Consider the following 24,698-nt stretch of genomic DNA (forward strand, 5'->3'; position numbering starts at 1 on the left):
TGAGGTGTGTTGAGATTCAGGTCAGGCCGAGTCGAAAATGACGATTTCCGAGAACCGGAACGGACCGTACTTCATGTACGTGAGCACCGGAAGCGCAGGAAACCGTCATTTGCAGGCGGCCTCACCTGAATATCAACGCACCTCAATCCAGCCTGTGCATGAGATCGTCATCCAGCCAGCGGCCGAAGAAATAGACAAGCTGCTTGTGCCACCAAGGCCAGTCATGGCTGACGTCGCCGCCCCAATAGTCGACCCAGGCCGGGATGGATTTGTCGCGCAGCACTTGTTCCAACTCGCGCGTCTCGACCAGCATGCGCTCTTCCCAGGCGCCCTGGCCGCAGCAGAAGATAAGCCTGAGCGCCCTGAGCCGCCCGAGCAGCTTCTGGTCGACGATGCCGGGCAGGTAATCGAGCGGGGAGTTGAAATAGATATTGCCTTCAAGCGCCCGACCGAAGAAGTCGCGGGCCGAGTAGACGCCGGACAGCGAGATCACGCCGCTCGCCAGCTCGGGGAAGCGGAACACGAAGTTGGACGAGTGGTAGCCGCCCATCGAGCAGCCGCTGAACAGCGGCTTGAGATTGCGCCCGCCATTGGACTTGGCGGCGACCGCTTGCAGCTCCGGCAGCGCTTCTTCGCGCACATAACGGAAATAGGCTTCATGGCGGGCGATGCGGTGCGCCGCGTCGGCATGCTTGTTGAAGAAGGATTCCGAATCGATGCCGTCGAGCGTGAAGAGCTGGATGCGGCCGGTGTCGATGAACTCGCCAAGTGCTGCGACACCGCCGGAATCCTCGAACTGGTAGAACCGCCCTTGCGAGGTCGGGAACACCACCACCGGCCGCCCGGCATGGCCGTAACGCTTGTATTCCATGTCCCGGCCGAGATTGCGGGCATGGCCCTTGTGATAGGAGACGTCCATCGGCTCAGGCCTTTTCCGCGTGGATATAGTCGACCGCCTGGCGCAGCGCCTTCTGATCCTTCGAACGCATCTGGTAGGCGTAATTGCCCATGGCGCGGCTGAAGACCTCTTCGATGGCCTGGTGATGGACGATCTTGTCGCCGTGGGCGGCTAGCACGTCCGCATGGCTGTGCAAATAGTCGATATGGCGTTTGCGGCTGGCATAGGCGGTGAAATACTTGCCCTTGTAAGGCCCGCCGACCGCATCCTTGACCACCATCTCGGCCCAGGCTGCATAGACGTCGATGTCGAACGTGTAGTTGATGGCGTCGGTCATCCAGGCGCCGGGCGGGCGCATGTTGACCTCGAGCGCGATGATGCGCTTGTCCCTGGTCTCGAACAGCTCGATGTGAAAAAAGCGCTCGCGCACATCAAACGCCTTCAGGATCTTGCGGCCCGCCTCTTCCACGGCCGGCGTGATCTCGGGGAAGCAGGTGTAGCTCATATGGCGGTCCTTGTTGACCGCATCCATGATGCTCTGGTCGTAACGGTGGCTGGCCGCCAGCACCACCTCGCCGTCGCGGTTGACCAGCCCGTCGAAGGTCACCACCAGCCCCTCGATGAACTGCTCCATGACGAAGGTGACGCCCTCGGGCTTGTCACGGAAGAACTGGTCGAGCTCCCTGGCGTTGGAGATCTTGAAGGTGTTCGAGGCGCCGGAACCCGAATCCGGCTTGACCACGACCGGGTAGCCGACACGCCGGATGAAGGTCATGGCCCCGGCGCGGTCGGAGCATTTGCGCTGCGGGATGGTCTCGACGCCGCTCTTGCGGAAGAAGGCGCGCATGCGGCTCTTCCGCTTCAAGTTCTTCACGAAATCGACCTTGGTGCCGTAAATATTGAAATCGGTGCGGATGTTGGCTTCGAGCTCCAGCCAATGCTCGTTGAGCGACTCGAAGCGGTCGATGCGGCCCCATTTGTGGATGAAATGCCCCATCGCCCGGAACACGGCATCGTAGTCTTCCATGTCGGCGATCCGGTAGTATTCCGAAAGCGCTGTCTTCAGCTTGCCGTTCAAGGTCTCGTAAGGCGCATCGCCGATGCCGAGCACCGTGGCGCCGGCCTTCTTCAGCCGGTCGCAGAAATCGGCGCCGTTGGCTGGAAAATGCGGCGAGAAGAATACGAAATTCATGGCCAACCCCTCCCCCGGCTTCGCATGGTAGCCAAGCCTTCGGAACCAAGTCTGGCGCATTTACGAGGCCTGGGGAAGACGCCAGTGCCGGCGAAGGAACCAGGCTCAGCGCTTTCGCCCCTGCGTCCCGCTTGCCTCAGCCGTGCCGCTCCTGTAAGAGAGCCGCCATGACCACGCGCGTCCGCTCCGTCCCTTCTTCTCGCACCGGCTTTGCCGGCGAGACGGCGCGCGCACTCGCTTCGACCCTGCTTCTTCTCGGCCTTATCGGCGATCGCCGGGTTCGCTGAAGGAGCGCCCGGCGGTCGATACCCGCCGCCTCAGGCGCATGCTCCTTGGCAAAGTCACAAACAAGCGAATGAAATTCTGGTAGAGGCGACGCTCGCCATCAATCCGCCCAAGGCGAACATGCGAGCCGCCCGGAGAAGAGACGATGAACGCACGAGAAGAAATCCGCGCCGGCGAGGCTGAAGGCAAGCATGCCGCCCGAGGCATGCCCAACGCGACCCGAAAATACCAACCCTATCCAACCGTCGGCCTTGCCGACCGCACCTGGCCCGACAAGGTTATCGGCAAGGCACCGATCTGGTGCTCGGTCGATCTGCGTGACGGCAACCAGGCGCTGATTGACCCGATGGGCCAGGAGCGCAAGGCGCGCATGCTGGCGCTCTTGCTCGACATGGGCTTCAAGGAGATCGAGATCGGTTTCCCATCTGCCTCGCAGACCGATTTCGACTTCGCCCGTTGGTGCATCGAGGAGGGCAATGTCCCCGATGATGTGGACCTGCAGGTGTTGGTCCAGTGCCGTCCGGAGCTCATCACACGCACCTTCGAGGCGCTGAAAGGCGCCAAGACTCCGATCGTGCACTTCTACAACTCGACCAGCGAATTGCAGCGCCGTGTCGTCTTCGAGAAGGACGTTGCCGGCATCAAACGCATCGCTACCGATGCCGCCAGGATGATCACCGACATGGCCGCCAAGGCTGGCGGCGGCTACCGGTTCCAATATTCGCCGGAAAGCTTTCCCGGCACCGAGCTCGAAGTCGCGCTGGAAATCTGCAACGCCGTCACCGAGATCGTTCGGCCGACGCCCGACAACAAGTTGATCATCAACCTGCCCTCGACCGTCGAATCCTCGACGCCGAATGTCTACGCCGACCGTATCGAATGGATGATCCGGCACCTGGACAATCGCGACAGCCTGATCATTTCGCTGCACCCGCACAACGACCGCGGCACCGGCGTCGCCGCAACCGAGCTCGCCTTGATGGCCGGCGCCGACCGGGTCGAGGGAACGCTGTTCGGCAATGGCGAGCGGACCGGCAATGTCGATATCGTCAACCTGGCGCTCAACATGTACACACAGGGCGTCGATCCCGAGCTCGACTGTTCAGACATCAACCGGATGAAGGACGTCTACGAGTATTCGAACCAGCTGAAGATCCCGGAGCGCCACCCTTATGTCGGCGAATTGGTCTACACGGCCTTCTCCGGCTCGCATCAGGACGCCATCAACAAGGGCATGAAGGCGCTGAAGAAGGCCAACACGCCGCTCTGGGAAGTGCCTTATCTGCCGATCGATCCAGCCGATGTCGGCCGCACCTACGAGGCGATCATCCGCATCAACTCGCAGTCGGGCAAGGGCGGCATCGCCTATGTGCTGCAGGCAGATTACGGCCTCAATCTGCCGCGCAATCTGCAGATCGAGTTCAGCCAGGCGATCCAGGCGATCACCGATGCGGAAGGCAAGGAAGTCCCTGCCAAGCGCATCCACGAACGCTTCCTCGAAACCTATGTCGACCAGCCCGGCGCGCGGCTGAAGTTCCTCGACCATCGCACCTTCCCCGATACAGAGGTGAAGGGCAGGCGCATGGTCGAGGCGGATATCCTCGACAACGGCAAGGAAGTGACCATCACCGGCTCGGGCACCGGTCCGATCGACGGCTTCGTCGACGCGCTCTCGCGCCATGTCGGCGTCGACATGTCGGTGCTCGACTATTCCGAGCATTCCTTGCAGCGCGGCTCCAACGCCTCGGCGATCTCCTATGTCGAAATGGAATATCCGGGCGGCAAGCTGTTCGGCGCCGGCATCAACACCAACATCGTCGCCGCCTCGTTGGAGGCCGTTGTTTCGGCCGCCAACCGTATCGTTGGCCGCAAAGCCGGCTGATCTGATCCAGTGATGAAGCGTGGCGCAGCCCGGCTTGCACCACGCTTCAGCCACGGACGCTAGAGCGGCCCTTCGTTAACCGCCGGGGGAATTTCCGGTGGCTTACGCGATCGCATAATACAAGCATCCTTGTGCGCCGGCGCGAGCGCTATATTATCGCGCCCTAACCTGTGCCGACTTCGAGAGGATCGACACTTGGAGCATGCCCCGCCTGCCGCCCCCGCAGTGCGCGAGACATTGGAGCGACTGCTTGCCAGCGAAACGTTCGGACGTTCCGAGCGTGCGCGCCGGCTGCTACGCTATCTGGTGGAACGCGAGCAGGCCGGCGAGGCGGACAGGCTGAAGGGCGTTTCCATCGCCATGGACGTCTTCGGCAAGGACGGCGATTTCGACGCCTCCACCGATGCCGTGGTCAGGGTGCAGGCCGGTCGGCTGCGCGAGCTCCTGGACCAGTACTTCGCCAACGAAGGTATCGCCGAGCCGGTCCGCATCGCGATCCCGCGCGGCGGCTATGTCCCGTCCTACGAGCCGAACGCGATTCGGCTGCCTGGCAACGCCAGGCCCGCCTCCGACACCGTCGCGCAGCGGCCCGACGCATCGGCCGAAGCCGCTCCGGCTGTGTCCGAGCATCTCAACAGCGCTGTGCCGGGCGAGCCTGTGGCGCCGGCGGCACCCGCGCAGTCGCTGACACGGCAGTTGCGCTTCTTCTGGGCCGCCATGGTCCTGGTCATCGTCATGCTCGGCGTGCTCATCGCGCGTCAAGGCAATGCATTCCTTGGCGACGGCGACACAACCACACCGGTCGAAACGGCCGGCACGGCGAGCATCGCTGCCCAGCCGACATTCGACTCCCTGCCGCTGATCTACATCGCGGTGAAAGCCGACGGGCCGGAGGCGGCTCGCGTCGCGTCGTCGCTGCGCGCCGGCCTTGCCGGTTTCGACAGCATCGATTTCATTGGGCGCGATGCGGATTCGACGCGTAATCGCTCCGCCGATCCGATCAGTTTCGTTTTCGAGATTGTTCCCGGGCCCGCTGCCGGCGACGTCACGGTGGAATTGCAGAGCGTCGCGACCGGCCGGGTTCTCCTGTCGCGCAACCTGACATCGGCCGAAAGCGCCCCTGGCGTGGTTGAAAGCAACATCGCCAGCCTCCTCACCTCGACCGTTCCCGCCTCTGGCGCGATCTACAGCTACATCGACCAGAGCGACATCCGGACCACCCAGATCGGATGCCTGGTCCTCGACGACCGCTATTTTCTCGATATGAGCGCTGAGACGCACGAGGCCGCTTATCGCTGCCTGGAGAAGCTGGTCGGGGAAGGCACCAAATCGTCGCTCGTCTACGCTGAGTTGGCCGCGCTTCATGGGGAGGCCGTCACCGCCCACTATCCCTATCCGCCGGAAGCGACGCTGGAAAAGGCCATGTCGCTGGCGCATCGCGCTGTCCAGATGGGGCCTATGAACCCTCACGCGCATCGCGCCCTCGGCTACCTCAACTCGCGCTTGGGCAATGCGGACGAGGCGATCCGCTTGACGCGCAAGGCCTACGAACTCAATCCCTAAGATCTCGGCATGGCCGCCGCCTATGGCTACGGGCTGATCTTCGCCGGCAAATATGACGAGGGAACGCCGATCCTGGGTCACGCGGTCGAAGCCTTCAGTGGCCATCCGACCTGGTGGGATTACGGCCTGTTCGTCGGCGCCTTCATGCAGGGCGATATGAAGAGGGCCGCGATCGCCAGCGAGTCGCTGCGCACGACCGCATCCAAGTCGCACTATCTGGCAGCGCGCCTGATCGGCGCCAAGATTTCAGGGCGCGACAAGCTCGCGGGCGAGCTTGCGAACGAGCTCACCGCCGAATTCCCGAACTTCGTCGCGGACCCGCGCGCGACGTTCGTCGACCGCAAATACCCCGCCGATCTCACTGACCGGCTGGTGCAGTCCTTGCGGGCCGCCGGGATCGGCAACCCGAGCTAATCCAGCCCTGCGCCCGTGCTTGGGCCACGCGAACCGCAACCACAAAAGTAAGGCACTGTGATCCGGCAGGTATTAAGCATGTCTCGGGAAAGTGAGAACCGGTTTCGGGATAAAGACATGTGCAAAATCAAAAACCTAAAGCGCATGAGCGAATCCGAGAGACCGCGAAGCGCTTGAGGACATGCTTGCGCCTCGGGCGTCTGACAGGCGTTGCGGTCGCAAAAATTTTACTGGCCATGGCGCTGGATCGGGAGCAATTCAGCCACAATTTCTAATTGCTGCCTGTCTTGTTCACCGCTCCATTTTCATGCTTCCGTTCCCTTATGCCGTCGAGGGCGGCGCTGGTCCGAAGACGATCGTCTTTCTGCACGGCCTCGGAGCCTGCGGTGAGATTTGGCGTGACGTCATGGCATCGCTGGCGGCCGAAGCGAGACTGTTGGCCTATGACCTGCCCGGCCATGGGCAATCCCTGGAATGCGAGGGCATGGGCGGGCCTAAGCCGGCGGCACGAGCCATTCTCGCCGATCTGGCCGAGCGCCGGTTGGGCAAGGTCCATCTCGTCGGTCACTCCATGGGCGGCGCGATCGCGACATTGATGGCGCTTGCCGATCCCGGCCGGATTGCTTCGCTGACTTTGCTGGCGCCCGGTGGTTTCGGCCCGGAAATCAACGCGGGCTTGCTGCGCCGCTATGCCGCCGCGACCGGAAGGAACGAGATCCGGGCCTGCCTTGCGGCCATGTCGGGCCCGCGCAGCCTGCCGCCTGACCATGTGGTCGATGCGCTCTGCCGGATGCGCGAACGGACGGGCCAGTTTCAGACCTTGATCGATATGGCTGCTGCAATGACCAGGGATGACCGGCAAGGGGTCATTCCCGCAGCGCAATTGGATGCGCTGGATATGCCGGTGATGGTCGTCTGGGGGGCGCAGGATCCGCTCCTGCCTGCCTCGCAGACCGAGGCTCTGCCTTCGCATTTCCACCTGCATCATGTTCTTGACGCGGGCCATATGCTGGTCGAGGAGGCTCCGGCCCTGGTTGCCGAGATCGTGCGTCGCAACACGCGGCGGCGCGCCAGGCGGTCGCCGCATCCACCGCTGGATGCCGCGGCGAGCTGATTGCCGGGTGCCCTGCCGGGATTGGCTCCCGGAGCCATCACGAAAGCGTCCGCGACGCGCTTCATGCGGACCAGCGTCCGCCCCGCTTATCGTTAGCAGTGCATTTTGCCGGTGACTGTGTTAACTCGCTGTTAACCAACAACGAGGCAGCCGCCCATGAAGGATGCAGGCGACAAGATCACTCCGATAGAGCCGTCGCGGAAGCTCTCGGATGCCATACGCGACGTCAAGAACGCCTTCGCCGACCGCGATGATGTGGTCGTCGAGATGCGCGAGGCGCACCGCATGCGGCTCGATCTCCTGGCAACCGAGCTTGCACCGGTCTTTGCCGATGTACCGGCCGACATCGACAGCTTCGACTTTGCCGTCTCGTCGGGCCTGCAGCCGCGGCTATGGATCGACGCGGTGAGCCATGTTGCCATGGGACGCGACCGCCGCACCTACCGCTTCCTCAAGGATACGCGCGTCGGCCGCGTCGTGCTGGCCGAGACGACCGAGATGAAAGCCGTCGCCGATGCGGTGACGCGCTACGTGGCCGAACGGGTCGTCGAGCGGCAGCGCTTGATGGAGGGCGGCATGGAGAGCGCCGTTCCCGGCCTGCATCGTCCCGCGGTACGGGAAGCGGAGCCGCCCATTCGGTCCGAAAGCCGCCTCAATGGCTGGACAACCTTCTTCGCCGGCCTCGGCCTGATAGCCGCCGGTGCCCTTGTCGGCCTGGCGCTCTCGCTGGCGATGTTCTGGGATCGGATCGCGCACATGAAGATCAGCTTCTGACGAGTTCGCGGTCCTTTACGGCCGGCATGTCGAGATCCGTCGTTTGCAAATCCGAAGGCGGCAGCGCCGGTCCGGTCAGCCCCCGCCGCGTCAAGCGCACGCGCCAGGCGCCCTTTTCGCCGTCGATCTCGAACAGATTGTACTGAGCGGCCGGGTGCTTGCCGCCAGGCGCCTGGCCCGCGGCGGCAACCCCGACCACGGGCACCTTCGCGCCACGTGCGCCGATGTTGAACAAGGACGGCAGATGCGAATGGCCATGCAGGACCAGCTCCGCGCCATGCCGGCGGATGACTTTGTGAAAACGGGCGATGCCGAACAGCCGCTTATGTTGCTGGACGGCGCCGCGCACCGGCGGATGGTGGATCATGATGGCGCGGAACAGCCCTTGTTTCGCCGCGTCGTCGAGAACCTTGCCGAGCCGCTCGGCCTGTCCTTCCATGAAGAAACCGTTGGCCATGAAAGGCGCCGTGGCGCGCGCCGTGGTGACGCCGATCAGCGCGACCTTGCCGCGAACGCGCAGATACGGAAAGGAATTGCGATCGACCGGACTGTTGACGCCGTCGCCCGTCATCCAGGGAGCCCACGCCCGGCAGACCTTGTCGAAGGCGCCCGGCACATAAGCGTCGTGATTGCCTGGCACCACGGAAACGTCGTGTGGCGATCCAAGCGTCTCCAGCCAGTGCTTCGCCATCTCGATCTCGCCGTCGAGCGCCAGGTTGACGAGGTCTCCGGTGACGGCGAGATGGTCCGGCGCGTTCGCCTTGATGTCGGCGACGATGGTGTCGATGACGGCGTCATGCATGTGGCGGCGTCGGTTGCGCTGCCAGTTGACATAGCCCAGCACCCGCTTGGACGCGAGATCGCGATAGGTTACATCGGGCAGCGGTCCCAGATGAGCGTCGGAAATATGCGCGAGCCTGAACATGGTCCCTTCTTAAGCGACGCCGGCGAGGCTTTCCACTCACCCTTTGCTGTTCGCCGTGGGATCTGAGGATGAACGACCGAGCCGATCCGGAAGAGGCGTTCCGCCAGACCGGCTGGCCGGGAGTGCGGGCAAGGCTGTTCCATTTGTACTTCCTGCTGCGCCGCCCCATGACGCTCGGCGTGCGCGGGCTGGTTTACGATCGCGCCTCCAATTCCGTCTTCCTGATCCGCCACACCTATGTTCCAGGCTGGCAATTGCCGGGCGGCGGCGTCGAGATCGGCGAGACGCTCGAGGAAGCACTGGCGCGCGAGCTGGCCGAGGAAGGCAACATTGCCCTGACGGCTCCGCCGGTCCTGAAGTCGATGCACTTCAACCGCCGCTCCAGCAGGCGCGATCATGTCGGCCTTTATCTGATCGAAGCCTTCAGCCAGACCGCGCCGAAACGGCCGGACCACGAGATCGCCGAAGCGGGCTTCTTCCCGATCGACAGCCTGCCCGAGGGCACGACTCCGGCGACGCTCCGGCGGATAGCGGAGATTTTCGGGGGCGCAAGACCTTCACCCTACTGGTAATCTTCGAGAGCGTCATCTTGCTCTCTTCAGCCAAATTACTATTATTTCCTCGATTAGGGGGAGGAAGCGGTATGGCTGTAGATCAACGAGATTTTCCAAATCTCTGGCCATATGTTGGATTTTATTTTCTGACGACGACAATATTGTCGCTAGCATGGACCGGATACTGGTATTTCGTCCCATCCGCTTTGGAAAACGACAGCGTGGTCGTGGCCGCAAACGCCGGCATCGTATTTGGGTCGACGGCGACAGCATGCGCAGCATTCATTAGGCGCCATGGCAGGCTTTTCACCCGATCAGAATATTGGAGAATGATTTCTTATTCGACCGCGGCATCCCTGCTGTTTACGATTATTTCCTTCGTATTTTTTTCTGCAATCTGGCCCGCAGGCAACCTTTCACCTAGCATGTGGGTGCTGGTGATTACGCAAGTGGTTTTTGTTTTCGTACTTAACGCCGCCGGCTTCTCCAACCGGTTCGGCAAAATCATTTTGAAAGCCCATAAAAAGAGGCAAATCCAGCTCGACACCGAGCCATTCCGATAGCCCCCGCTAGAAGCGAATATCACGCCGCCTTCCTGAACCTGTCCCGGTCATGCGACGCGGCATAGTCGAGCTCCGGCCCCACCGGGATGATTCCCGTCGGGTTGATCGATTTGTGGCTGCCGTAATAATGCGCCTTGATGTGATGCAGGTTGACCGTGCCCGAGACGCCGGGCACCTGGTAGAGATCACGCAGATAGTTCGACAGGTTCGGATAGTCGGCGATGCGGCGCAGATTGCATTTGAAGTGGCCGACATAGACCGGATCGAAGCGCACCAGCGTCGTGAACAGCCGCCAGTCCGCCTCGGTGAGGCGCTCGCCGGCTAGATAGCGTCGCTTCGAAAGCCGCTCTTCGATCGTATCGAGCGCCGCGAACAACTCGCAGAACGCTTCCTCATAGGCTTTCTGCGTGGTGGCGAAGCCGGCCCGGTAGACGCCGTTGTTGATCGTCGGATAGACCAGCGCGTTGATCTTGTCGATCTCCGCGCGCAGCGCCGCCGGATAGAAGTCGAGGCCCGCGTCGCCCCATTCGTCGAAGGCGGAATTGAGCATGCGGATGATCTCGGAGGACTCGTTGTTGACGATCGTCTTTTCCTGTTTGTCCCACAGAACCGGCACCGTTACGCGGCCCGAATAGGCCGGATCGGCCTTGGCATAGATCTGGTGCAGGAAATCGAGGCCGTACAGCGTATCGCCGGTGGCGCCGTCCTCGGTTTTGAAGGTCCAGCCGTTTTCGCCCATGAAATGGTGCACCACGGAGACGGAGATGATGCCCTCCAGCTTCTTCAGGGCACGGAAGATCAGCGTGCGATGCGCCCAGGGGCAGGCGAGCGATACATAGAGATGATAGCGGCCGGGTTCCGCCTTGAAGCCCCGCGTGCGCCCTTCCGCTGGCCTGCCGTCGCGCGTGATCCAGTCGCGCCATTGCGACTCCGTTCGCACGAAGCGCCCACCGCTGTCGGTGTTCGGCCCACGATCCCGCCATTTGCCTTCGATCAGCAATCCCATGCGAAAAATCTCCCTGTTACTCCACACATATCTAGGCCGATAGGCGGACGGGCGAAGCCTTCGGGCACTGAACAGTTCGTCAAACGAGGAATCAGTTCCGTAAAACGGCGAACCAGTTCGCCAGCTGGCGCAAAGAAAGGCAAAAGACGCCGATTGCAGCGGCACAAAATTGGTGCTAGCGGAAGCGCCCATGCTCGACTTTGCCTCGATCCGGTTCGACCGACGACGACAGGGCGCCCGCGCTTAGGAAGCGCTGACTGGCGAACGCTGCCGCTTTGCAGCAACCTTTCCTCGCATACCGGAACGCAAAGACCATGAGCCTTGCCGACGTGAAATACCTGCCGGAAACCCCGGCCCATGATGCCGAAATCGAAGCCATCAACGACGAGGCCTTCGGCCCCGGTCGTTTCGTGCTTGCCGCCTACAAGATCCGCGAGGCCGGCGGGCACGACCGCTCGATGTCCTTTGTCGCCGTCAAGGACGACACGGTGATCGCTTCGGTGCGCATGACGCGTGTGGCCGCGGGCGCCGGTCGCGCCATGATGCTCGGCCCGCTTGCGGTGCGCCCCGCCTTCAAGAATCTCGGCATTGGCCGCAAGCTGGTCGCGATCGCGCTGGAGGCTGCCAGAAAGGCCGGCGCGCCTGCCGTTATCCTGGTTGGCGACGAGCCTTATTACGGACCGCTCGACTTCAAGCGCTTTCCGCGCGGACAGATCACCATGCCGCGCCCGGTCGATCCCGACCGGCTGCTGCATCACGAGATCAAGCCCGGAGCCATCGCCCGTTTTGCCGGCGATGTCTGTCATGCCAGCACGGCAAGGGTTGCGGAATTTGCCCCGGCTGTGACGCGTTCGGTCGCCAGCGCGCAGCCGTCGATCGACCCGCCCATCGCGGTTGCGCCGCCTTTGCGCGCTTCGTAGCATGATCCGGTATCCTGGGAGGTTTGCATGAACCCGAACGGCCAGATCGCGATCGTCACCGGCGGGGGATCCGGCCTTGGCGAGGCGACGGCGCGCGCGTTTGCCGCCAAGGGCGCCCGCGTCGCCATCCTCGATGTCGGCATCGAGCGCGCTGCGAAGGTCGCGACCGACATCGGCGGCATTGCCGTCCAATGCGATGTCTCTAGCGGCGACAGTGCCACGGCCGCGATCGCCGAAGTGGCTGAAAAGCTTGGGTCGCCGCGCATCCTGGTCAATTGCGCCGGCATCGCCATCGGCGTGAAGACGATCGGCAAGGACGGACCACATCCGCTCGACCAGTATCGCAAGGTGATCGAGATCAACCTGATCGGCACCTTCAACATGATCCGCCTCGTCGCCGACCGGGCGGCGAAGCTCGACCCGCTCGCCGGTGGCGAGCGTGGCGTCATCGTCAACACCGCTTCCGTCGCCGCCTATGACGGCCAGATCGGCCAGGCCGCCTACGCGGCGTCCAAGGGCGGCGTCGTCGGCATGACGCTGCCTGTGGCGCGCGACCTGGCGCGGTCCGGCATCCGCGTCTGCACCATCGCGCCCGGCATCTTCAAGACGCCGATGATGGCCGGCATGCCGCAGGAGGTGCAGGATTCGCTGGGCGCCTCCGTCCCCTTCCCGCCCCGGCTTGGCGAGCCGTCGGAATATGCAGCACTTGCTCTCCATATCGTCGAGAACCAGATGCTGAACGGCGAGACCATCCGCCTCGACGGCGCCATCCGCATGGCGCCGAAATAAGCGGGATGGGTGGCTCGCCGACAAGCGCCGGTGCCTCTCCCGAAAAGACCGGCCCGCTCGCCGGCCTGAAAGTGATCGAGATGGCCGGGCTTGGCCCGGTGCCGCTTGCCGCCCTGATGCTGTCCGAGATGGGCGCCAGGGTGCTGCGCATCGAACGCGCCGATTCCGGCCAGCCGCTGCTGAGGCTGCCTGAAGCATACGATCTCGACCGCCACGGCCGTTCCATCCTCAAGCTCGACCTGAAGCGTCCGGCGGGCGCGCAACTGCTGCTGCGCCTTGCGGCACAGGCCGACATCCTAGTCGAAGGTTTTCGCTCCGGCGTGATGGAACGGCTCGGGCTGGGGCCGGATGTCGTTCTCCAGCGCAATCCGGCGCTGATCTATGGCCGACTGACCGGTTTCGGCCAGGACGGGCCGCTGTCCGGGCGAGCCGGCCACGACATCACCTATCTCGCCTATGCAGGTCTCCTGCATGCTCTCGGCAGGCAGGACGCGCCGCCGGTGCCGCCGCTCAACCTCGTCGCCGATCAAGGCGGCGGCGCCATGATGCTGATCGCAGGCGTGCTCGCCGCCCATTTCCAGCGTTCCCTGACCGGCAAGGGCCAGGTGATCGATGCCTCGATGATCGAGGGAGCTTCGATGCTCGCAGCACCCATCCACGCCTATATGGCCGCGGGTCTCTGGAACGACAGGCGCGGCGAGAACCTGCTCGATTCCGGCGCGCCGTTCTACGATACCTATGAGACCGGGGACGCAAGGCACATTGCCGTCGGCTGCCTCGAACCGCGCTTCTTCGCCGAATTCGCCAGGCTGCTGCCGCTCGACAGGCGTTTTGTCGCCAGCCAGTACGACAAGTCTTCGTGGCCCGCGATGCGCGCCGCCATTGCCGGCCGGGTCAGGGAAAGAACACGCGACGAATGGGCCGCGCTTTTCGCCGCGACCGATGCCTGCGTGGCGCCCGTGCTGTCCTTGGCCGAAGCCAGGGATCATCCGCATAACCGCGCCAGGCAAAGCTTCGTGAAGTCCGGCGGGCTCGACCGCCCGGCTCCCGCGCCGCGTTTCTCGCAAAACCCGCGAACGCCTGCCGCGGCGCCGGCCGTCGCCGACCGGGAGCCATCCGTCATATTGACCCGTTTCGGCTTCAGCGAAGAGGAGATCGCAACCCTTGCAAAGGCGGGTGTAATCGACCGATAACCGGAGAACGAAAATCAACTTATCTCGGGTGAGCCTGTGACCGAATCGAAAAAAGACGTCATCCGCGAGACCAATGCCGAAGCGGTCAGGCTGGCGAAAACCCTGATGCGCTCGGCGCGTTTCGGCGCGCTCGCCGCGATCGAGCCTGGGACCGGCGCGCCGCTGGCAAGCCGGGTTGGCGTCGCCACCGACATCGACGGCGCGCCGCTGATCCTGATCTCGATGCTGTCCGCGCACACCGGGGCGCTGCTCGCCGATCCGCGCTGTTCGCTGCTGCTCGGCGAGCCCGGCAAGGGCGACCCTCTGGCGCATCCGCGCATCAGCCTTGCGTGCCGCGCCTCGCGGCTGGAACGGGGATCGGCCGATCAGATCCGCGCCGAGCGGCGCTACCTCAACCGCAATCCGAAAGCGAAGCTTTATGCCGGGCTCGGCGACTTCTCGTTCTTCCGGCTAGAGCCCGAGCGCGCCAGCCTGAATGGCGGCTTCGGCAAGGCCTTTCTTCTAGACCGCGACGATTTCATCACCGGCGCCGCGCTTGTCGAGGAGTTCGCCGGCAGCGAGCAGGCCGCGCTCGATCACATGAATGCCGATCATCGCGACGCGCTTGCCCTTTATGCGCGCCATTTCGGCCGTGCCGAGGGCGGCGACTGGATCGCCACCGGTTTCGACCCCGACGGCATGGATCTCGCCGCCCCGGATGCGACATGCAGGATCTTCTTCCCCCAGCCTCTGCAAAGCGCGCACGAATTGCGTTCGGCGCTTGTCGCGATGGCAAAGGCGGGGCGCGCGGCAGAGTAAGAGCGATAGTTGATCGCGAGCCGACGAAAGCAACGCTTGAGATTTAGATAAAATGATCTACCTTCGTTGTGACGCTGATTCAGCAGCGCCCATCGACATCTGAACATTGTGGAATCAGGCGCCATTGCCCCCTGGCGCCAGGATGAGCCAGGACCCTTGGGGGATCTATGATCTCAAATAAGCTTATCGCTAATGCGGAATCGGCAGCCGCGTTTCTCACCCTCATGGGCAACGAAAAGCGCCTGCTGATCGTGGCCCATCTAATGGATGGCGAAATGTCGGTCGGCGCCATCGCCGAGAAGGTGCAGCTCAGCCAATCCGCGCTGTCGCAGCATCTCGCCAAGCTGAGGGCGCTCGATCTCGTCGAAACCCGGCGCGACCGCCAGATGATCTACTATTCCTGCAAATCCGAAGCGGTGCGCGAATTGCTGCGCATGCTGGAAGGCATTTTCGGCGAAGGCGATCTTTCCCAGATGGCCTACCGGTTGCGCCGCGCCGGGGCTTGACCCGCGGTTCGAGTCGCTCATACCTCGCCGACCACTCTTCGGCGAGGCGTGTATGAATCTCATTCCTATCGACGATCCCCAAGACCCGCGCGTCGCCGCCTATCTCGACATCCGCGAGCGCGATCTCGTCGGCCGGCAGGGCCGCTTCGTCGCCGAAGGCAAGGTGGTGCTGGACCTCCTGTTGTCGACCGGGCGCTTCGCCGCCGAGTCTGCGCTCATCCTCGAAAACAGGCTGGCCGGCGTGCAGGAAATCCTGCGCAAGGCGCCGCCGGACTTTCCGGTCTATGTTGCCGCCGGTGAGGTCATGGACCGGATTGCCGGCTTCCACATGCACCGCGGCATCCTGGCGATCGGCATGCGCGGCGCGCCGGCGCCCGCCGAAATTCTGGTGGAAACCTTGCCCAGGCGCGCGTTGGCCGTCGTCCTGGTCGGCATTTCCAACCACGACAATATGGGGGCGATCTTCCGCAACGCCGCAGCCTTCGGCGCGGACGCGGTGCTGCTCGACCAGACCTGTTGCGATCCCCTCTACCGCAAGGCAATCCGTGTTTCGGTCGGCGCGGCGCTGAAGGTTCCCTTCGCCTTCTTCGGCGACACCGGCGCCTTCACCGCGACGCTCGATCGACTTGGCTTCAGCCAGTTCGCTCTCTCGCCGAGCGGAGGAACCGACATCCGAACCGCGGAGCGGCCAGCGAGGCTGGCGCTCTATCTCGGCACCGAAGGCGAAGGCCTGCCGCGGGACCTGCTTGCCCGGCTGAATACGGTGAGGATCGGCATGGCGGAAGGTTTTGACAGTCTGAACGTCGCCGCCGCGTCGGCGATCGCCCTGCATCACTTTTCGAATTGCTGAAGCGTACCTCCCGAAAGTGGGAACCGGTTTCGGGACAAGGACCGCGCAAAGTCAAAGGCCCAAAGCGGGGAGCGAATCTGAAAGATCGCGACGCGCTTTAGGGTTGTCCGGAGAATCCGTCCGGGATGACAAAACGCTCGGGCGCTCCGGTTATCGGTTTCAATTGCCGGCCTTCTGCAAAGCCCTCACCCGGTCGGCAAGGCTGATGCCGCGCCCGTTCTGCTGCCCGTCGCCCGCCAGCGCCTTGGCGATAGGGGAATCCGGCCCGTCGAGCTTCATCGTCAGATTGACGACCTCGGCCGCCAGTTCATTCATCTGTTCGCGAAGGCCGGCGCCGGAGCGCGCGTCGCCCGCCGATTCCGGCATTGCCGTCGCCGAGGCTGCAAGATCGGTTTTCAGCCGCTTGTTCTCACGCGCCAGCGCCGTCAGCCTCGCCTCCAGCCGTTCCCGGTCGCTCTCGAGCCTGGCGATTGCCTTGTCGACATCGTCGCTTTTCGCATCCGAGCCGGCGCCCGGCCGCGCGACGCCGTTTGCCGCGGCGGTCTCCTTCGAACGTTCGCGCATTCGAGCAAGGTCCTTCTCGCGCCGGTCGAGCTTTTCTTCGCGGTCGGCAAGCGTGGCGAGCAGCCGCTCAACCTTCTTCTCGAGTTCGGCCGTTTTCTTCTTCTCGACCTTCAACGCTTCGCGCGCGGCCTTGCTTTCCGAGGCGATTTCCTGGTTGCGCCGGTCCGCCTCCTTGCGCTGGCTCTTAAGCAGCGCGATGTCGCTGGCGAGCTTTTCGAGCTCCGATTCGCGCGCGACCAGTTCGATCTGGCGGTTCGAGGACGCGAAGCTGGCGTCGTCATACATCTGCTCGAGCTTCTGCAGCTCCAGCCCCCGCTTCTCCAATGCCCGCTCCGTCTGGGCGAGCTTTTCCGACAGGCGGTGCAGATCCTCCTCGCGCTGCCTGAGTTCCGCATTTTTGGCCTGCAGATCGGAAAGCGCCTGGTTCTTGTCCTTCGTTTCGACCGCAAGCTCCTTCAAGGCCTCGCGCCCGCGGCCGATCTCGACCAGCTGCTCGGCCACCTTCTCCTGCAGGTTCTTGACGGTTATCTCCAGCCGGCGCGTCGTCATGGCGTATTCGGCACGGACCCGGTCCTTGTCCGCCTGGATCTCGGCTTGCGTCAGCGGCAAAGAAGCCTCGAGGCGCCTGCGCGTCAGGACAACGGCCCGCCGCCAGACGGCCGGCGCGACCAGCGACACCAGGAAAACGGCGCAAAGGAAACCGAGTACGAAGAACAGGACCGACTGAACCAAGGCGTGCTATCCACTTTACGGAGCGGCGGAGCGGCAATCGCGGGACTATGCCACCTTGGCATGGCGGAAATTCAACGCCGCGGCAAGAGCTTGCCGCGGCGCGATCAGCACGGTCCGAGCGATTGTGACGAGCGCAATCCGATCAGAACGGGTTCCAGGTCGGCCTTTCGGTGAGCTTCAGATAGCCGAGATTGACCCCGAGACGGGCACCGACGCCGGTGCGGATCGGCACGAGCAGCACCCGGTTGCTCTGCAGTACGTTGAAGCCGACGCCGGCAATGACATAGGCGGAGCCGGCAACGCCGCCAAAGCGGTTGTAGAGGCTGCTGATGTCGTCGAGATTGTAGACCAGCATCATCACCCGCGAGCCTTCGCCGCCGAAATCCCAGCCAAGCGAGGGGCCTTGCCAGAACACCTTATGGTCGCCGGCGTTCTTGGTGTAGAGCGTCCCTTCGCCATAGGTCAGGCCGCCGATCAGGGCGCCGGATCCTTCCTCGCCGAGCAGGTAGCCATTGGGCAGGCCGTAGGAGGCGAAGATCTTCTCGACGACGGTGGCTAGGCCGCCGGACGTCTCGCCGAAGAATTTATGACCGGAATCGATGATTTCCTGAGCGGTGTACTGCTGAGCCCGTGACGCCGAGGTCGAAAGGACCAAAGCCGCCAGGAGTGTGATGGTCATGGTGAGGACACGGACGAATGTCCGGTCGTAGTATCGGGAAAACATGCTTCCAAATCTCCGTCAGGGAGCACTTTCGCCGACGCCTCGCACCCCTGCGGCTCTTGCCGGCCGTTCAGGGTGGCTATCACAGGCAAACTATGCCGTAATCCTTTTTCAACCATTAAGCTCCCACACGAAGATGGCGGTTCGAAGGCTGCGTTTGCGCCTCCGCGGCGGGTTTCCCCTGCAAACACACCATTTTCGCCGCCGACAATTTTGGATTTGTTGATGCGCGCCCGGGCCCTGTGTATTCAGAAAGCCTTGGAAAAGAGCGTGATTCGTGTGGGCAGGCGCGAAAATTGTCGCTCGGCCATGAACAAGTGACTTAAGCAGGGATTTCGCCGATGGCCGAGCTTTTCACCCTTTCCGCGCCTGATCTCGCGGCGCTGCTTTGCAGCCGCGTCTGTCACGACATCATTTCCCCGGTCGGCGCAATCAACAACGGCCTCGAACTGCTCGACGAAGGCGGCGCCGACGAAGACGCCATGAAGCTCATTCGCCAGAGCGCCAAGAACGCCTCGGCGCGGCTGCAGTTTGCCCGCATCGCCTTTGGCGCCGCGGGTTCCGCCGGCATGATGATCGACACCGGCGATGCCGAGGCCGTGGCCATCGCCTTCTTGAAGAACGAAAAGCCGGAACTGGTTTGGAACGGCTCCCGGGCGCTCCTGCCCAAGAACAAGGTCAAGCTGCTGCTCAACCTCATTCTCGTCGCCAACGCGGCCATACCGCGGGGCGGCAAGCTGGTGATCACGCTGGAGAACCTCGAAACCGAGCCGCGTTTTTCGCTGTCGGCCAGCGGCCCGATGCTGCGCGTGCCGCCGAAATTCCTCGAATTGCATTCCGGTCACAAGCCGGAGGAGCCGATCGACGCCCATTCGGTCCAGCCTTATTACACGCTGCTTTTGGCGCGTGAAGCCAATATGACGATCTCTATCCACGCGACCGCCGACGAGATCGTGCTGACGGCCGCATAAGAAAGGCCGAAGTATCTTATACCGCTGATATTTGCGATGGCAGTGCAGGTTGAGCAATGCCAGCCGCAATCCATGTAACGTCGCCGCGGGCCAAAACCGCGCGATATGCCTGTTTGGGAAAACTTTACCTAACGGCTTTTCGGCTTCTTTACCAGATTGGCCTAGGGTGCTTCCGGTTACCCGGAGGTTGCCGGTTCGGCAGATGGGCAAAGAGGACCCGGACATGAAGCGCTGCCTGTTCGTCGATGATTCGAGCGTCATCAGGAAGGTCGCAAAACGCATTCTTGGCGGCTCGGACATGATCGTCGTTGAGGCGTCGACCGGGGTCGAGGCTGCCGATATCTGCGCCGACGACATGCCGGACGTGATTGTCATCGATGGCGGGCTCACTGACATCCAGGCGGTCGACCTCATACGCCGCATCCGCGCCATCGAAGCTCCCGTCAAGCCACAGATCCTGGTGTCGCTGGTCGAGGTCGATGTGGCTGCGATCATGCGCGCCAAGCGCGCCGGCGCCCAAGGCTATCTGCTGAAGCCCTTCAACCGCGCGCAACTGCTTGAGAGCTTCCGTTTCCTCAAGATCGCCGCCTGATTCGCCGCACAGATCCAACAAAAAACCCGGCCTGAGCCGGGCTTTTTGTTCGAATCGTTTGGATCGCCTACGCGCTGACGCGGATATCTTCCGGCTCGCGCAGCACATAGCCGCGGCCCCACACAGTCTCGATATAGTTCTGACCGCCGGATGCCGCGTCGAGCTTCTTGCGCAGCTTGCAGATGAAGACGTCGATGATCTTCAGCTCCGGCTCGTCCATGCCGCCATAGAGATGGTTGAGGAACATTTCCTTGGTGAGCGTGGTGCCCTTGCGCAGCGAGAGCAGCTCCAGCATCTGATATTCCTTGCCGGTCAGGTGCACGCGCTGGCCGCCGACCTCGACCGTCTTGGCGTCGAGATTGACCACCAGGTCGCCAGTGGTGATGACCGACTGGGCGTGGCCCTTGGAGCGGCGCACGATCGCATGGATGCGCGCCACCAGCTCGTCCTTGTGGAAAGGCTTGGTCATATAATCGTCGGCGCCGAAGCCGAGGCCGCGCACCTTGTCCTCGATGCCGGCCATGCCGGACAGGATCAGGATCGGCGTCTTGACCTTGGAGAGGCGCAGCGTGCGCAGGACTTCGTAGCCCGACATGTCGGGGAGATTGAGATCCAGAAGGATGATATCGTAATCGTAGAGCTTGCCGAGATCGACACCTTCTTCGCCGAGATCGGTCGTATAGACGTTGAAGCTTTCCGATTTCAGCATCAATTCGATGCTCTGTGCGGTTGCACTGTCGTCTTCAATCAGCAGAACACGCATTTCATTCCCCTTTTCTGCTGCCGAGCCATCTCACGACCCGTCCGGGACCCGGAGCAGTGATTGCCTGAACAGAAGGTGCCACCGACTGGTTAACAAATCCTAATTTCGTGTCGTCCACGATACCAGATTTTTTAACCCCTTTCTACACCCACTTGAATCTAATAACGAATCACAGACCCAAACTGCTAATGCACCACATTAATAAGCCAGCCTAAGTGACTCTAGAGACTCGCAGGCCCGGGCTTCCGCCGAGAGCCGGAATTTTTACCCGGCCTTAAGTCCTCGCCCGTATGATTAACAATGCCCGTAAACGAATGGTTACCGTCGGCAAAAATCTTTAGGGCTTTGTTTCCCATAGCCCAGGGAAAGCCGGGGGAAACGGGCGGCGCTTGGATCGTTCCGGGCGGACTGGGCGGTATTGCAAGTGTGCGTCTGCGGAGTATCGAGTCATGAAGTCACGTGAAAACCTCGTTCGACTGAAGCAATTTCAGGTGAATGAGAAACGGCGGCAGCTCTTGCAGCTGGACATGATGATCGCCGAGTTCGAGCGCATGGCCGTCGAGCTGGAAGCGCAGATCATCGCCGAAGAGAAAAAGGCCGGCATCACCGACATCAACCATTTCGCCTATCCGACCTTCGCCAAGGCGGCACGCCTGCGCCGCGACAACCTCAGAAACTCGCAAAGCGACCTCGCCCAGCAGCGAAGCACCGCCGAATCATTACTCGGCGAAGCTGAAGCGGAGCTGTCCAAGGCGGAAATGCTGGAATCGCGGGACACCAAGATCCGCGACGCCGAAACAGGCGGCCGCAGCGCCATGATCGGCTGATCGCCGGGCATAGTCGCAGTCTTGCCGGAGACCTCCCGGGCATCTTCAGAACCTGCGATCGGCGGCCGTCGGCCTCGTCGTCTTCAGGGCACGGCGCCCATCTCGCCATGATCTGCCGATGCCCGGGCCCGGGCATCCTTGATTTCAGGCGCATGCTCTTCCGCCCAGGAGCGTATCTGGCTGAGCAATCCCGCCAGGTTCTGGCCAAGCTCCGTCAGTTCGTACTCCACGCGCGGCGGAATGACTGCAAACACCTCACGCCGCACAAGACCGTCGCGCTCCAGCACACGCAGCGTCTGCGTCAGCATCTTGGGCGTGATGCCCTCCAGCTTGCGCGCCAGCTCGCCATTGCGCAGCCGACCGCGCCGCAGCGCGCAGACGGTGAGATAAACCCATTTGCTGGCCAGCATCTCAAGCACGGTGTGCGACGGGCAGGCGCGCCGGAACGCGTCGTAGCCGAACGGGGATTTATCCTCACTATCCATGAGGTGCCTATATATAGAAAAGGTACATACTCGACAATCGAATATTACTATCCAAATGATAGCGGTATACCCACTCGAACAGGAGGCGTTCATGCGTGCCGTTATCCAGACTTCCGTCGGCGGACCCGAGGTCCTTTTCGTCGCCGAGCAGCCCGACCCCGCGCCCAAGTCGGGTGAAGTCCTCGTCCGCATCAAGGCGGCGGGCATCAACCCGGTCGACGGCGCCGTGCGCGGCGGTTTCTATCCGCTGCTCGGCGAACCGCCTTTCATCCTGGGCTGGGACATTTCGGGGACGGTCGCGGCGCTGGGAGACGGCGTGACCGCCTTCAAGGTCGGCGACGAGGTATTCGGCATGCCGCGCTTTCCCAAGCAGGCCGGCGCCTATGCCGAGCTGGCCGCAGCGCCGGCAGATGAGATCGCCGCGAAACCTGCCGCCATCGACCATACGCATGCGGCTGCCTTGCCGCTGGCCGGCCTCACGGCATGGCAGGGCCTCGTGCGTCATGGTGGCTTGCAAGCAGGGCAACGCGTGCTGGTTCATGCGGGAGCCGGCGGCGTCGGCCATCTGGCGGTGCAGATCGCCAAGGCGCGCGGCGCCTGGGTGGCCTCGACCGCCAGCCCGGACAAAACGGACTATGTCCGCTCGATCGGCGCCGACGAGGTCATCGACTATACGAAGGGCGAATTCACCGGAAAGGCCGGCGATCTCGATCTGGTGCTGGAGACGGTCGGCGGCGACCATGCCGCGGATTCGCTCAAGGTATTGCGCGACGGGGGCGTCCTGGTGTCGCTGCTCGCTGTCCCCGACGCCGTGAAGGCGAAGGCCAAGGAACGCAACATTCGTGTCGAGCGGATGTCGGTCACGCCTGACCGGGAAGGCCTTGTCGAGCTTGCCGGGCTCGTCGATGCCGGGAAGCTCGCGCCCCATGTGGCGAAAGCGTTTCCGCTTGACCAGGCGGGGGCTGCGCACGCTTTCCTCGCCACGCGGCCGATCGGCAAGGTCGTGTTGACGGTCTGAGGCTTTTGCATAAAATGAAAAGGGCGCGATGTTCCGCGCCCTTTCGTCTAACTCTTCCCGGCCTAGTGCCGGTATTGCTGGATCCGCGTGGTGCGCAGCCCGGCAAGGCCGTATTCGTCGATCGATGCCTGCCAGGAGAGAAATTCTTCGGTGGTGAGCTTGTAGCGCTGGCAGGCTTCCTCAAGGCTGAGCAGGCCGCCGCGCACCGCCGCGACCACTTCCGCCTTGCGCCGGATAACCCAGCGCCGCGTGTTCGTCGGCGGCAGATCGGCGATCGTAAGAGGGCTGCCGTCGGGCCCGATAACATATTTGACTCTAGGTCTAACCAGATCGGTCATCGTACTCTCTACTAAAAACTCAAAGACCCAATCCCCGCCACAGTACCGCCACAGCTTTAAAAATTGCCTAAGCGAACCCTAATCACTAGGTAAGGATCATGAACGCCCGGTTAGGATTTCGTTTAGAATTTGAAACACCGGCCTCCAGGCCTTGAAATTGCCGGTAATCTCGCCCTGGGTCGCAAGCTGGCGCACGCGTGGCGCTTGACCTATATTCCGGCCATTGGCATTGAGCGCCGCACAGTGAAAGCATCATGAACAGCCTCGATCTCCCTCGCCGCCCAGAAGAAACCCGCGTCGTCGTCGCGATGTCGGGCGGGGTCGATTCGTCCGTGGTCGCGGGCATCCTGAAGCGCGAGGGCTACGACGTCGTCGGCGTAACGCTGCAGCTTTACGACCATGGCGCGGCCACACATCGCGCCGGCTCGTGCTGCGCCGGCCAGGACATCGACGACGCCCGCCGTGTCTCCGAGACGCTCGGCATTCCGCATTACGTGCTCGACTATGAGGAGCGCTTCCGCAAGGCGGTCATCGATCCCTTCGCCGAGAGCTATGTCGCCGGCGAGACGCCGATCCCTTGCGTTTCCTGCAACCAGACAGTGAAGTTCGCCGACCTTCTGGCGACCGCGCAGGACCTCGGCGCCGACGCCCTTGCCACCGGCCACTATATCCGCTCGCGCGCCAATGGCGCGCATCGCGCGCTCTACCGTCCCGTCGATGCCGACCGCGACCAGAGCTATTTCCTGTTCGCCACCACGCAGGCGCAGATCGACTATCTGCGATTTCCCCTCGGCGGGCTGTCGAAGCCGCAGGTCCGCGCCATCGCCGAGGAAATGGGGCTCACCGTCGCCGCCAAGCAGGACAGCCAGGACATCTGCTTCGTGCCGCAGGGCAAATATTCCGACATCATCGCCAAGCTGAAGCCGGCCGCCGCCAATCCTGGCGACATTGTCCATATCGACGGCCGCGTGCTCGGCCGCCATGAGGGCATCCTGCGCTACACGATCGGCCAGCGCCGCGGTATCGGCATCGCCTCCGGCGAGCCGCTGTATGTCGTTCATCTCGACGCCGACCGCGCCCGCGTCATCGTCGGGCCGCGCGAGGCGCTGGAGACGCACAAGATCTATCTGCGCAACATGAACTGGCTGGGCGACGGACCGCTGTCGGATGTTCCGGCCGGCGGGATCGAGCTCTTCGCCAAGGTTCGCTCGACCAGGCCGCCGCGTCCGGCCGTGCTGCGCCACCGCGACGGCGTGACGTCCGTCGAGCTGGCCGACGGCGAATCGGGTATCGCGCCGGGCCAGGCCTGCGTGCTCTATTCCGACGACGGCAACGAGGCGCGTGTCTTCGGCGGCGGTTTCATCGAGCGTTCCGAGCGCGGCGCGGAAGCCGAAGCGATGCTGTCCAGGCTGGCGGCAAGACCGGTGCAGATTCCCGCCGAGTAAATTCTCCGTCTGATTG

The 24,698-nt window shown here is 63.0% G+C and carries 25 protein-coding genes and 1 pseudogene; 17 read left to right on the forward strand and 9 right to left on the reverse strand.

Features of this window, described 5'->3' with window-relative positions; translation table 11 throughout:
* Positions 1–142: 142 nt before the first annotated feature.
* The gene (locus MJ8_RS25805) at positions 143–919 is read right to left on the reverse strand and encodes an esterase family protein (RefSeq protein WP_201411460.1); all 777 of its coding nucleotides are present in this window, start codon (positions 917–919) and stop codon (positions 143–145) included.
* 4 nt (positions 920–923) lie between these two features.
* Entirely contained in the window at positions 924–2,090 is a 1,167-nt protein-coding gene (locus tag MJ8_RS25810; protein ID WP_201411461.1) for an ATP-grasp domain-containing protein, read from the reverse strand.
* Between the two features lie 430 nt (positions 2,091–2,520).
* Here MJ8_RS25810 and leuA point away from each other — a divergent pair, with 430 nt between their 5' ends.
* From leuA to MJ8_RS25830, 4 genes and pseudogenes are all read left to right on the forward strand, one after another.
* The gene (gene leuA, locus MJ8_RS25815; protein WP_201411462.1) at positions 2,521–4,257 is read left to right on the forward strand and encodes a 2-isopropylmalate synthase; all 1,737 of its coding nucleotides are present in this window, start codon (positions 2,521–2,523) and stop codon (positions 4,255–4,257) included.
* A 195-nt stretch (positions 4,258–4,452) separates the two neighbouring features.
* Positions 4,453–6,234 (forward strand): annotated as a pseudogene (locus MJ8_RS25820) (tetratricopeptide repeat protein).
* A 307-nt stretch (positions 6,235–6,541) separates the two neighbouring features.
* Positions 6,542–7,348 carry an alpha/beta fold hydrolase gene (locus MJ8_RS25825; protein ID WP_201411463.1) on the forward strand — a complete coding sequence of 269 codons (807 nt, stop codon included), beginning with the start codon at positions 6,542–6,544 and terminating at the stop codon, positions 7,346–7,348.
* Between the two features lie 156 nt (positions 7,349–7,504).
* Positions 7,505–8,122: a hypothetical protein gene (locus tag MJ8_RS25830; RefSeq protein WP_201411464.1), complete on the forward strand. Its 618-nt coding sequence runs from the start codon at positions 7,505–7,507 to the stop codon at positions 8,120–8,122.
* On the opposite strand, the gene MJ8_RS25835 is transcribed toward MJ8_RS25830, so the two are convergent.
* The gene (locus MJ8_RS25835) at positions 8,112–9,047 is read right to left on the reverse strand and encodes a metallophosphoesterase family protein (protein ID WP_201411465.1); all 936 of its coding nucleotides are present in this window, start codon (positions 9,045–9,047) and stop codon (positions 8,112–8,114) included. The two genes, MJ8_RS25830 and MJ8_RS25835, sit on opposite strands and share 11 nt — an antisense overlap.
* A 68-nt stretch (positions 9,048–9,115) precedes the next feature.
* Here MJ8_RS25835 and MJ8_RS25840 point away from each other — a divergent pair, with 68 nt between their 5' ends.
* The gene (locus tag MJ8_RS25840; RefSeq protein WP_201411466.1) at positions 9,116–9,619 is read left to right on the forward strand and encodes an NUDIX domain-containing protein; all 504 of its coding nucleotides are present in this window, start codon (positions 9,116–9,118) and stop codon (positions 9,617–9,619) included.
* Positions 9,620–9,690: 71 nt separating this feature from the next.
* Positions 9,691–10,164 carry an ABZJ_00895 family protein gene (locus MJ8_RS25845; protein WP_201411467.1) on the forward strand — a complete coding sequence of 158 codons (474 nt, stop codon included), beginning with the start codon at positions 9,691–9,693 and terminating at the stop codon, positions 10,162–10,164.
* Positions 10,165–10,183: 19 nt separating this feature from the next.
* Here the strand turns inward: MJ8_RS25845 and MJ8_RS25850 are convergent, their stop codons facing one another.
* Positions 10,184–11,170: a glutathione S-transferase family protein gene (locus MJ8_RS25850; RefSeq protein ID WP_201411468.1), complete on the reverse strand. Its 987-nt coding sequence runs from the start codon at positions 11,168–11,170 to the stop codon at positions 10,184–10,186.
* A gap of 314 nt (positions 11,171–11,484) precedes the next feature.
* Between MJ8_RS25850 and MJ8_RS25855 the strand changes: the two genes are divergently transcribed.
* From MJ8_RS25855 to MJ8_RS25880, 6 genes are all read left to right on the forward strand, one after another.
* Positions 11,485–12,090, forward strand: a complete 606-nt coding sequence (locus tag MJ8_RS25855; RefSeq protein WP_201411469.1) for a GNAT family N-acetyltransferase — start codon at positions 11,485–11,487, stop codon at positions 12,088–12,090.
* Between the two features lie 27 nt (positions 12,091–12,117).
* The gene (locus MJ8_RS25860) at positions 12,118–12,879 is read left to right on the forward strand and encodes a 3-hydroxyacyl-CoA dehydrogenase (protein ID WP_201411470.1); all 762 of its coding nucleotides are present in this window, start codon (positions 12,118–12,120) and stop codon (positions 12,877–12,879) included.
* A gap of 5 nt (positions 12,880–12,884) precedes the next feature.
* The gene (locus MJ8_RS25865) at positions 12,885–14,072 is read left to right on the forward strand and encodes a CaiB/BaiF CoA transferase family protein (protein ID WP_201411471.1); all 1,188 of its coding nucleotides are present in this window, start codon (positions 12,885–12,887) and stop codon (positions 14,070–14,072) included.
* Positions 14,073–14,108: 36 nt separating this feature from the next.
* Positions 14,109–14,870: a HugZ family protein gene (locus tag MJ8_RS25870; protein ID WP_201411472.1), complete on the forward strand. Its 762-nt coding sequence runs from the start codon at positions 14,109–14,111 to the stop codon at positions 14,868–14,870.
* A gap of 167 nt (positions 14,871–15,037) precedes the next feature.
* A complete protein-coding gene (locus tag MJ8_RS25875; RefSeq protein WP_201411473.1) occupies positions 15,038–15,376 on the forward strand; it encodes an ArsR/SmtB family transcription factor in 339 nt (112 codons plus the stop codon).
* 52 nt (positions 15,377–15,428) lie between these two features.
* Complete coding sequence (locus MJ8_RS25880; RefSeq protein WP_201411474.1) at positions 15,429–16,226, forward strand: TrmH family RNA methyltransferase; 798 nt, start codon at positions 15,429–15,431, stop codon at positions 16,224–16,226.
* 159 nt (positions 16,227–16,385) lie between these two features.
* On the opposite strand, the gene MJ8_RS25885 is transcribed toward MJ8_RS25880, so the two are convergent.
* Entirely contained in the window at positions 16,386–17,522 is a 1,137-nt protein-coding gene (locus MJ8_RS25885; RefSeq protein WP_201411475.1) for a hypothetical protein, read from the reverse strand.
* 142 nt (positions 17,523–17,664) lie between these two features.
* Complete coding sequence (locus MJ8_RS25890; protein WP_225248331.1) at positions 17,665–18,201, reverse strand: DUF1134 domain-containing protein; 537 nt, start codon at positions 18,199–18,201, stop codon at positions 17,665–17,667.
* Positions 18,202–18,584: 383 nt separating this feature from the next.
* On the opposite strand from MJ8_RS25890, the gene chpT reads away from it, so the two are divergent.
* Together chpT and MJ8_RS25900 are read left to right on the forward strand one after the other, a co-directional pair.
* Entirely contained in the window at positions 18,585–19,214 is a 630-nt protein-coding gene (gene chpT / locus MJ8_RS25895; protein ID WP_040997007.1) for a histidine phosphotransferase ChpT, read from the forward strand.
* A gap of 223 nt (positions 19,215–19,437) precedes the next feature.
* Positions 19,438–19,806, forward strand: coding sequence for a response regulator (locus tag MJ8_RS25900; protein WP_040997008.1), 369 nt, complete (start codon positions 19,438–19,440; stop codon positions 19,804–19,806).
* A gap of 67 nt (positions 19,807–19,873) precedes the next feature.
* Here the strand turns inward: MJ8_RS25900 and ctrA are convergent, their stop codons facing one another.
* Entirely contained in the window at positions 19,874–20,569 is a 696-nt protein-coding gene (gene ctrA / locus MJ8_RS25905) for a response regulator transcription factor CtrA (RefSeq protein WP_006203583.1), read from the reverse strand.
* A gap of 449 nt (positions 20,570–21,018) precedes the next feature.
* On the opposite strand from ctrA, the gene MJ8_RS25910 reads away from it, so the two are divergent.
* Positions 21,019–21,396: a flagellar export protein FliJ gene (locus MJ8_RS25910; RefSeq protein WP_149791168.1), complete on the forward strand. Its 378-nt coding sequence runs from the start codon at positions 21,019–21,021 to the stop codon at positions 21,394–21,396.
* A gap of 83 nt (positions 21,397–21,479) precedes the next feature.
* On the opposite strand, the gene MJ8_RS25915 is transcribed toward MJ8_RS25910, so the two are convergent.
* Entirely contained in the window at positions 21,480–21,881 is a 402-nt protein-coding gene (locus MJ8_RS25915; protein ID WP_201411477.1) for a winged helix-turn-helix transcriptional regulator, read from the reverse strand.
* Between the two features lie 91 nt (positions 21,882–21,972).
* Here MJ8_RS25915 and MJ8_RS25920 point away from each other — a divergent pair, with 91 nt between their 5' ends.
* The gene (locus MJ8_RS25920; RefSeq protein ID WP_201411478.1) at positions 21,973–22,899 is read left to right on the forward strand and encodes an NADP-dependent oxidoreductase; all 927 of its coding nucleotides are present in this window, start codon (positions 21,973–21,975) and stop codon (positions 22,897–22,899) included.
* Positions 22,900–22,961: 62 nt separating this feature from the next.
* On the opposite strand, the gene MJ8_RS25925 is transcribed toward MJ8_RS25920, so the two are convergent.
* Positions 22,962–23,237, reverse strand: a complete 276-nt coding sequence (locus MJ8_RS25925) for a DUF1153 domain-containing protein (RefSeq protein WP_006203587.1) — start codon at positions 23,235–23,237, stop codon at positions 22,962–22,964.
* Between the two features lie 254 nt (positions 23,238–23,491).
* On the opposite strand from MJ8_RS25925, the gene mnmA reads away from it, so the two are divergent.
* Positions 23,492–24,682: a tRNA 2-thiouridine(34) synthase MnmA gene (gene mnmA / locus MJ8_RS25930; RefSeq protein WP_201411479.1), complete on the forward strand. Its 1,191-nt coding sequence runs from the start codon at positions 23,492–23,494 to the stop codon at positions 24,680–24,682.
* Positions 24,683–24,698: the final 16 nt, after the last annotated feature.

This window comes from Mesorhizobium sp. J8, from assembly GCF_016591715.1.
Classification (GTDB): Bacteria; Pseudomonadota; Alphaproteobacteria; order Rhizobiales; family Rhizobiaceae; genus Mesorhizobium.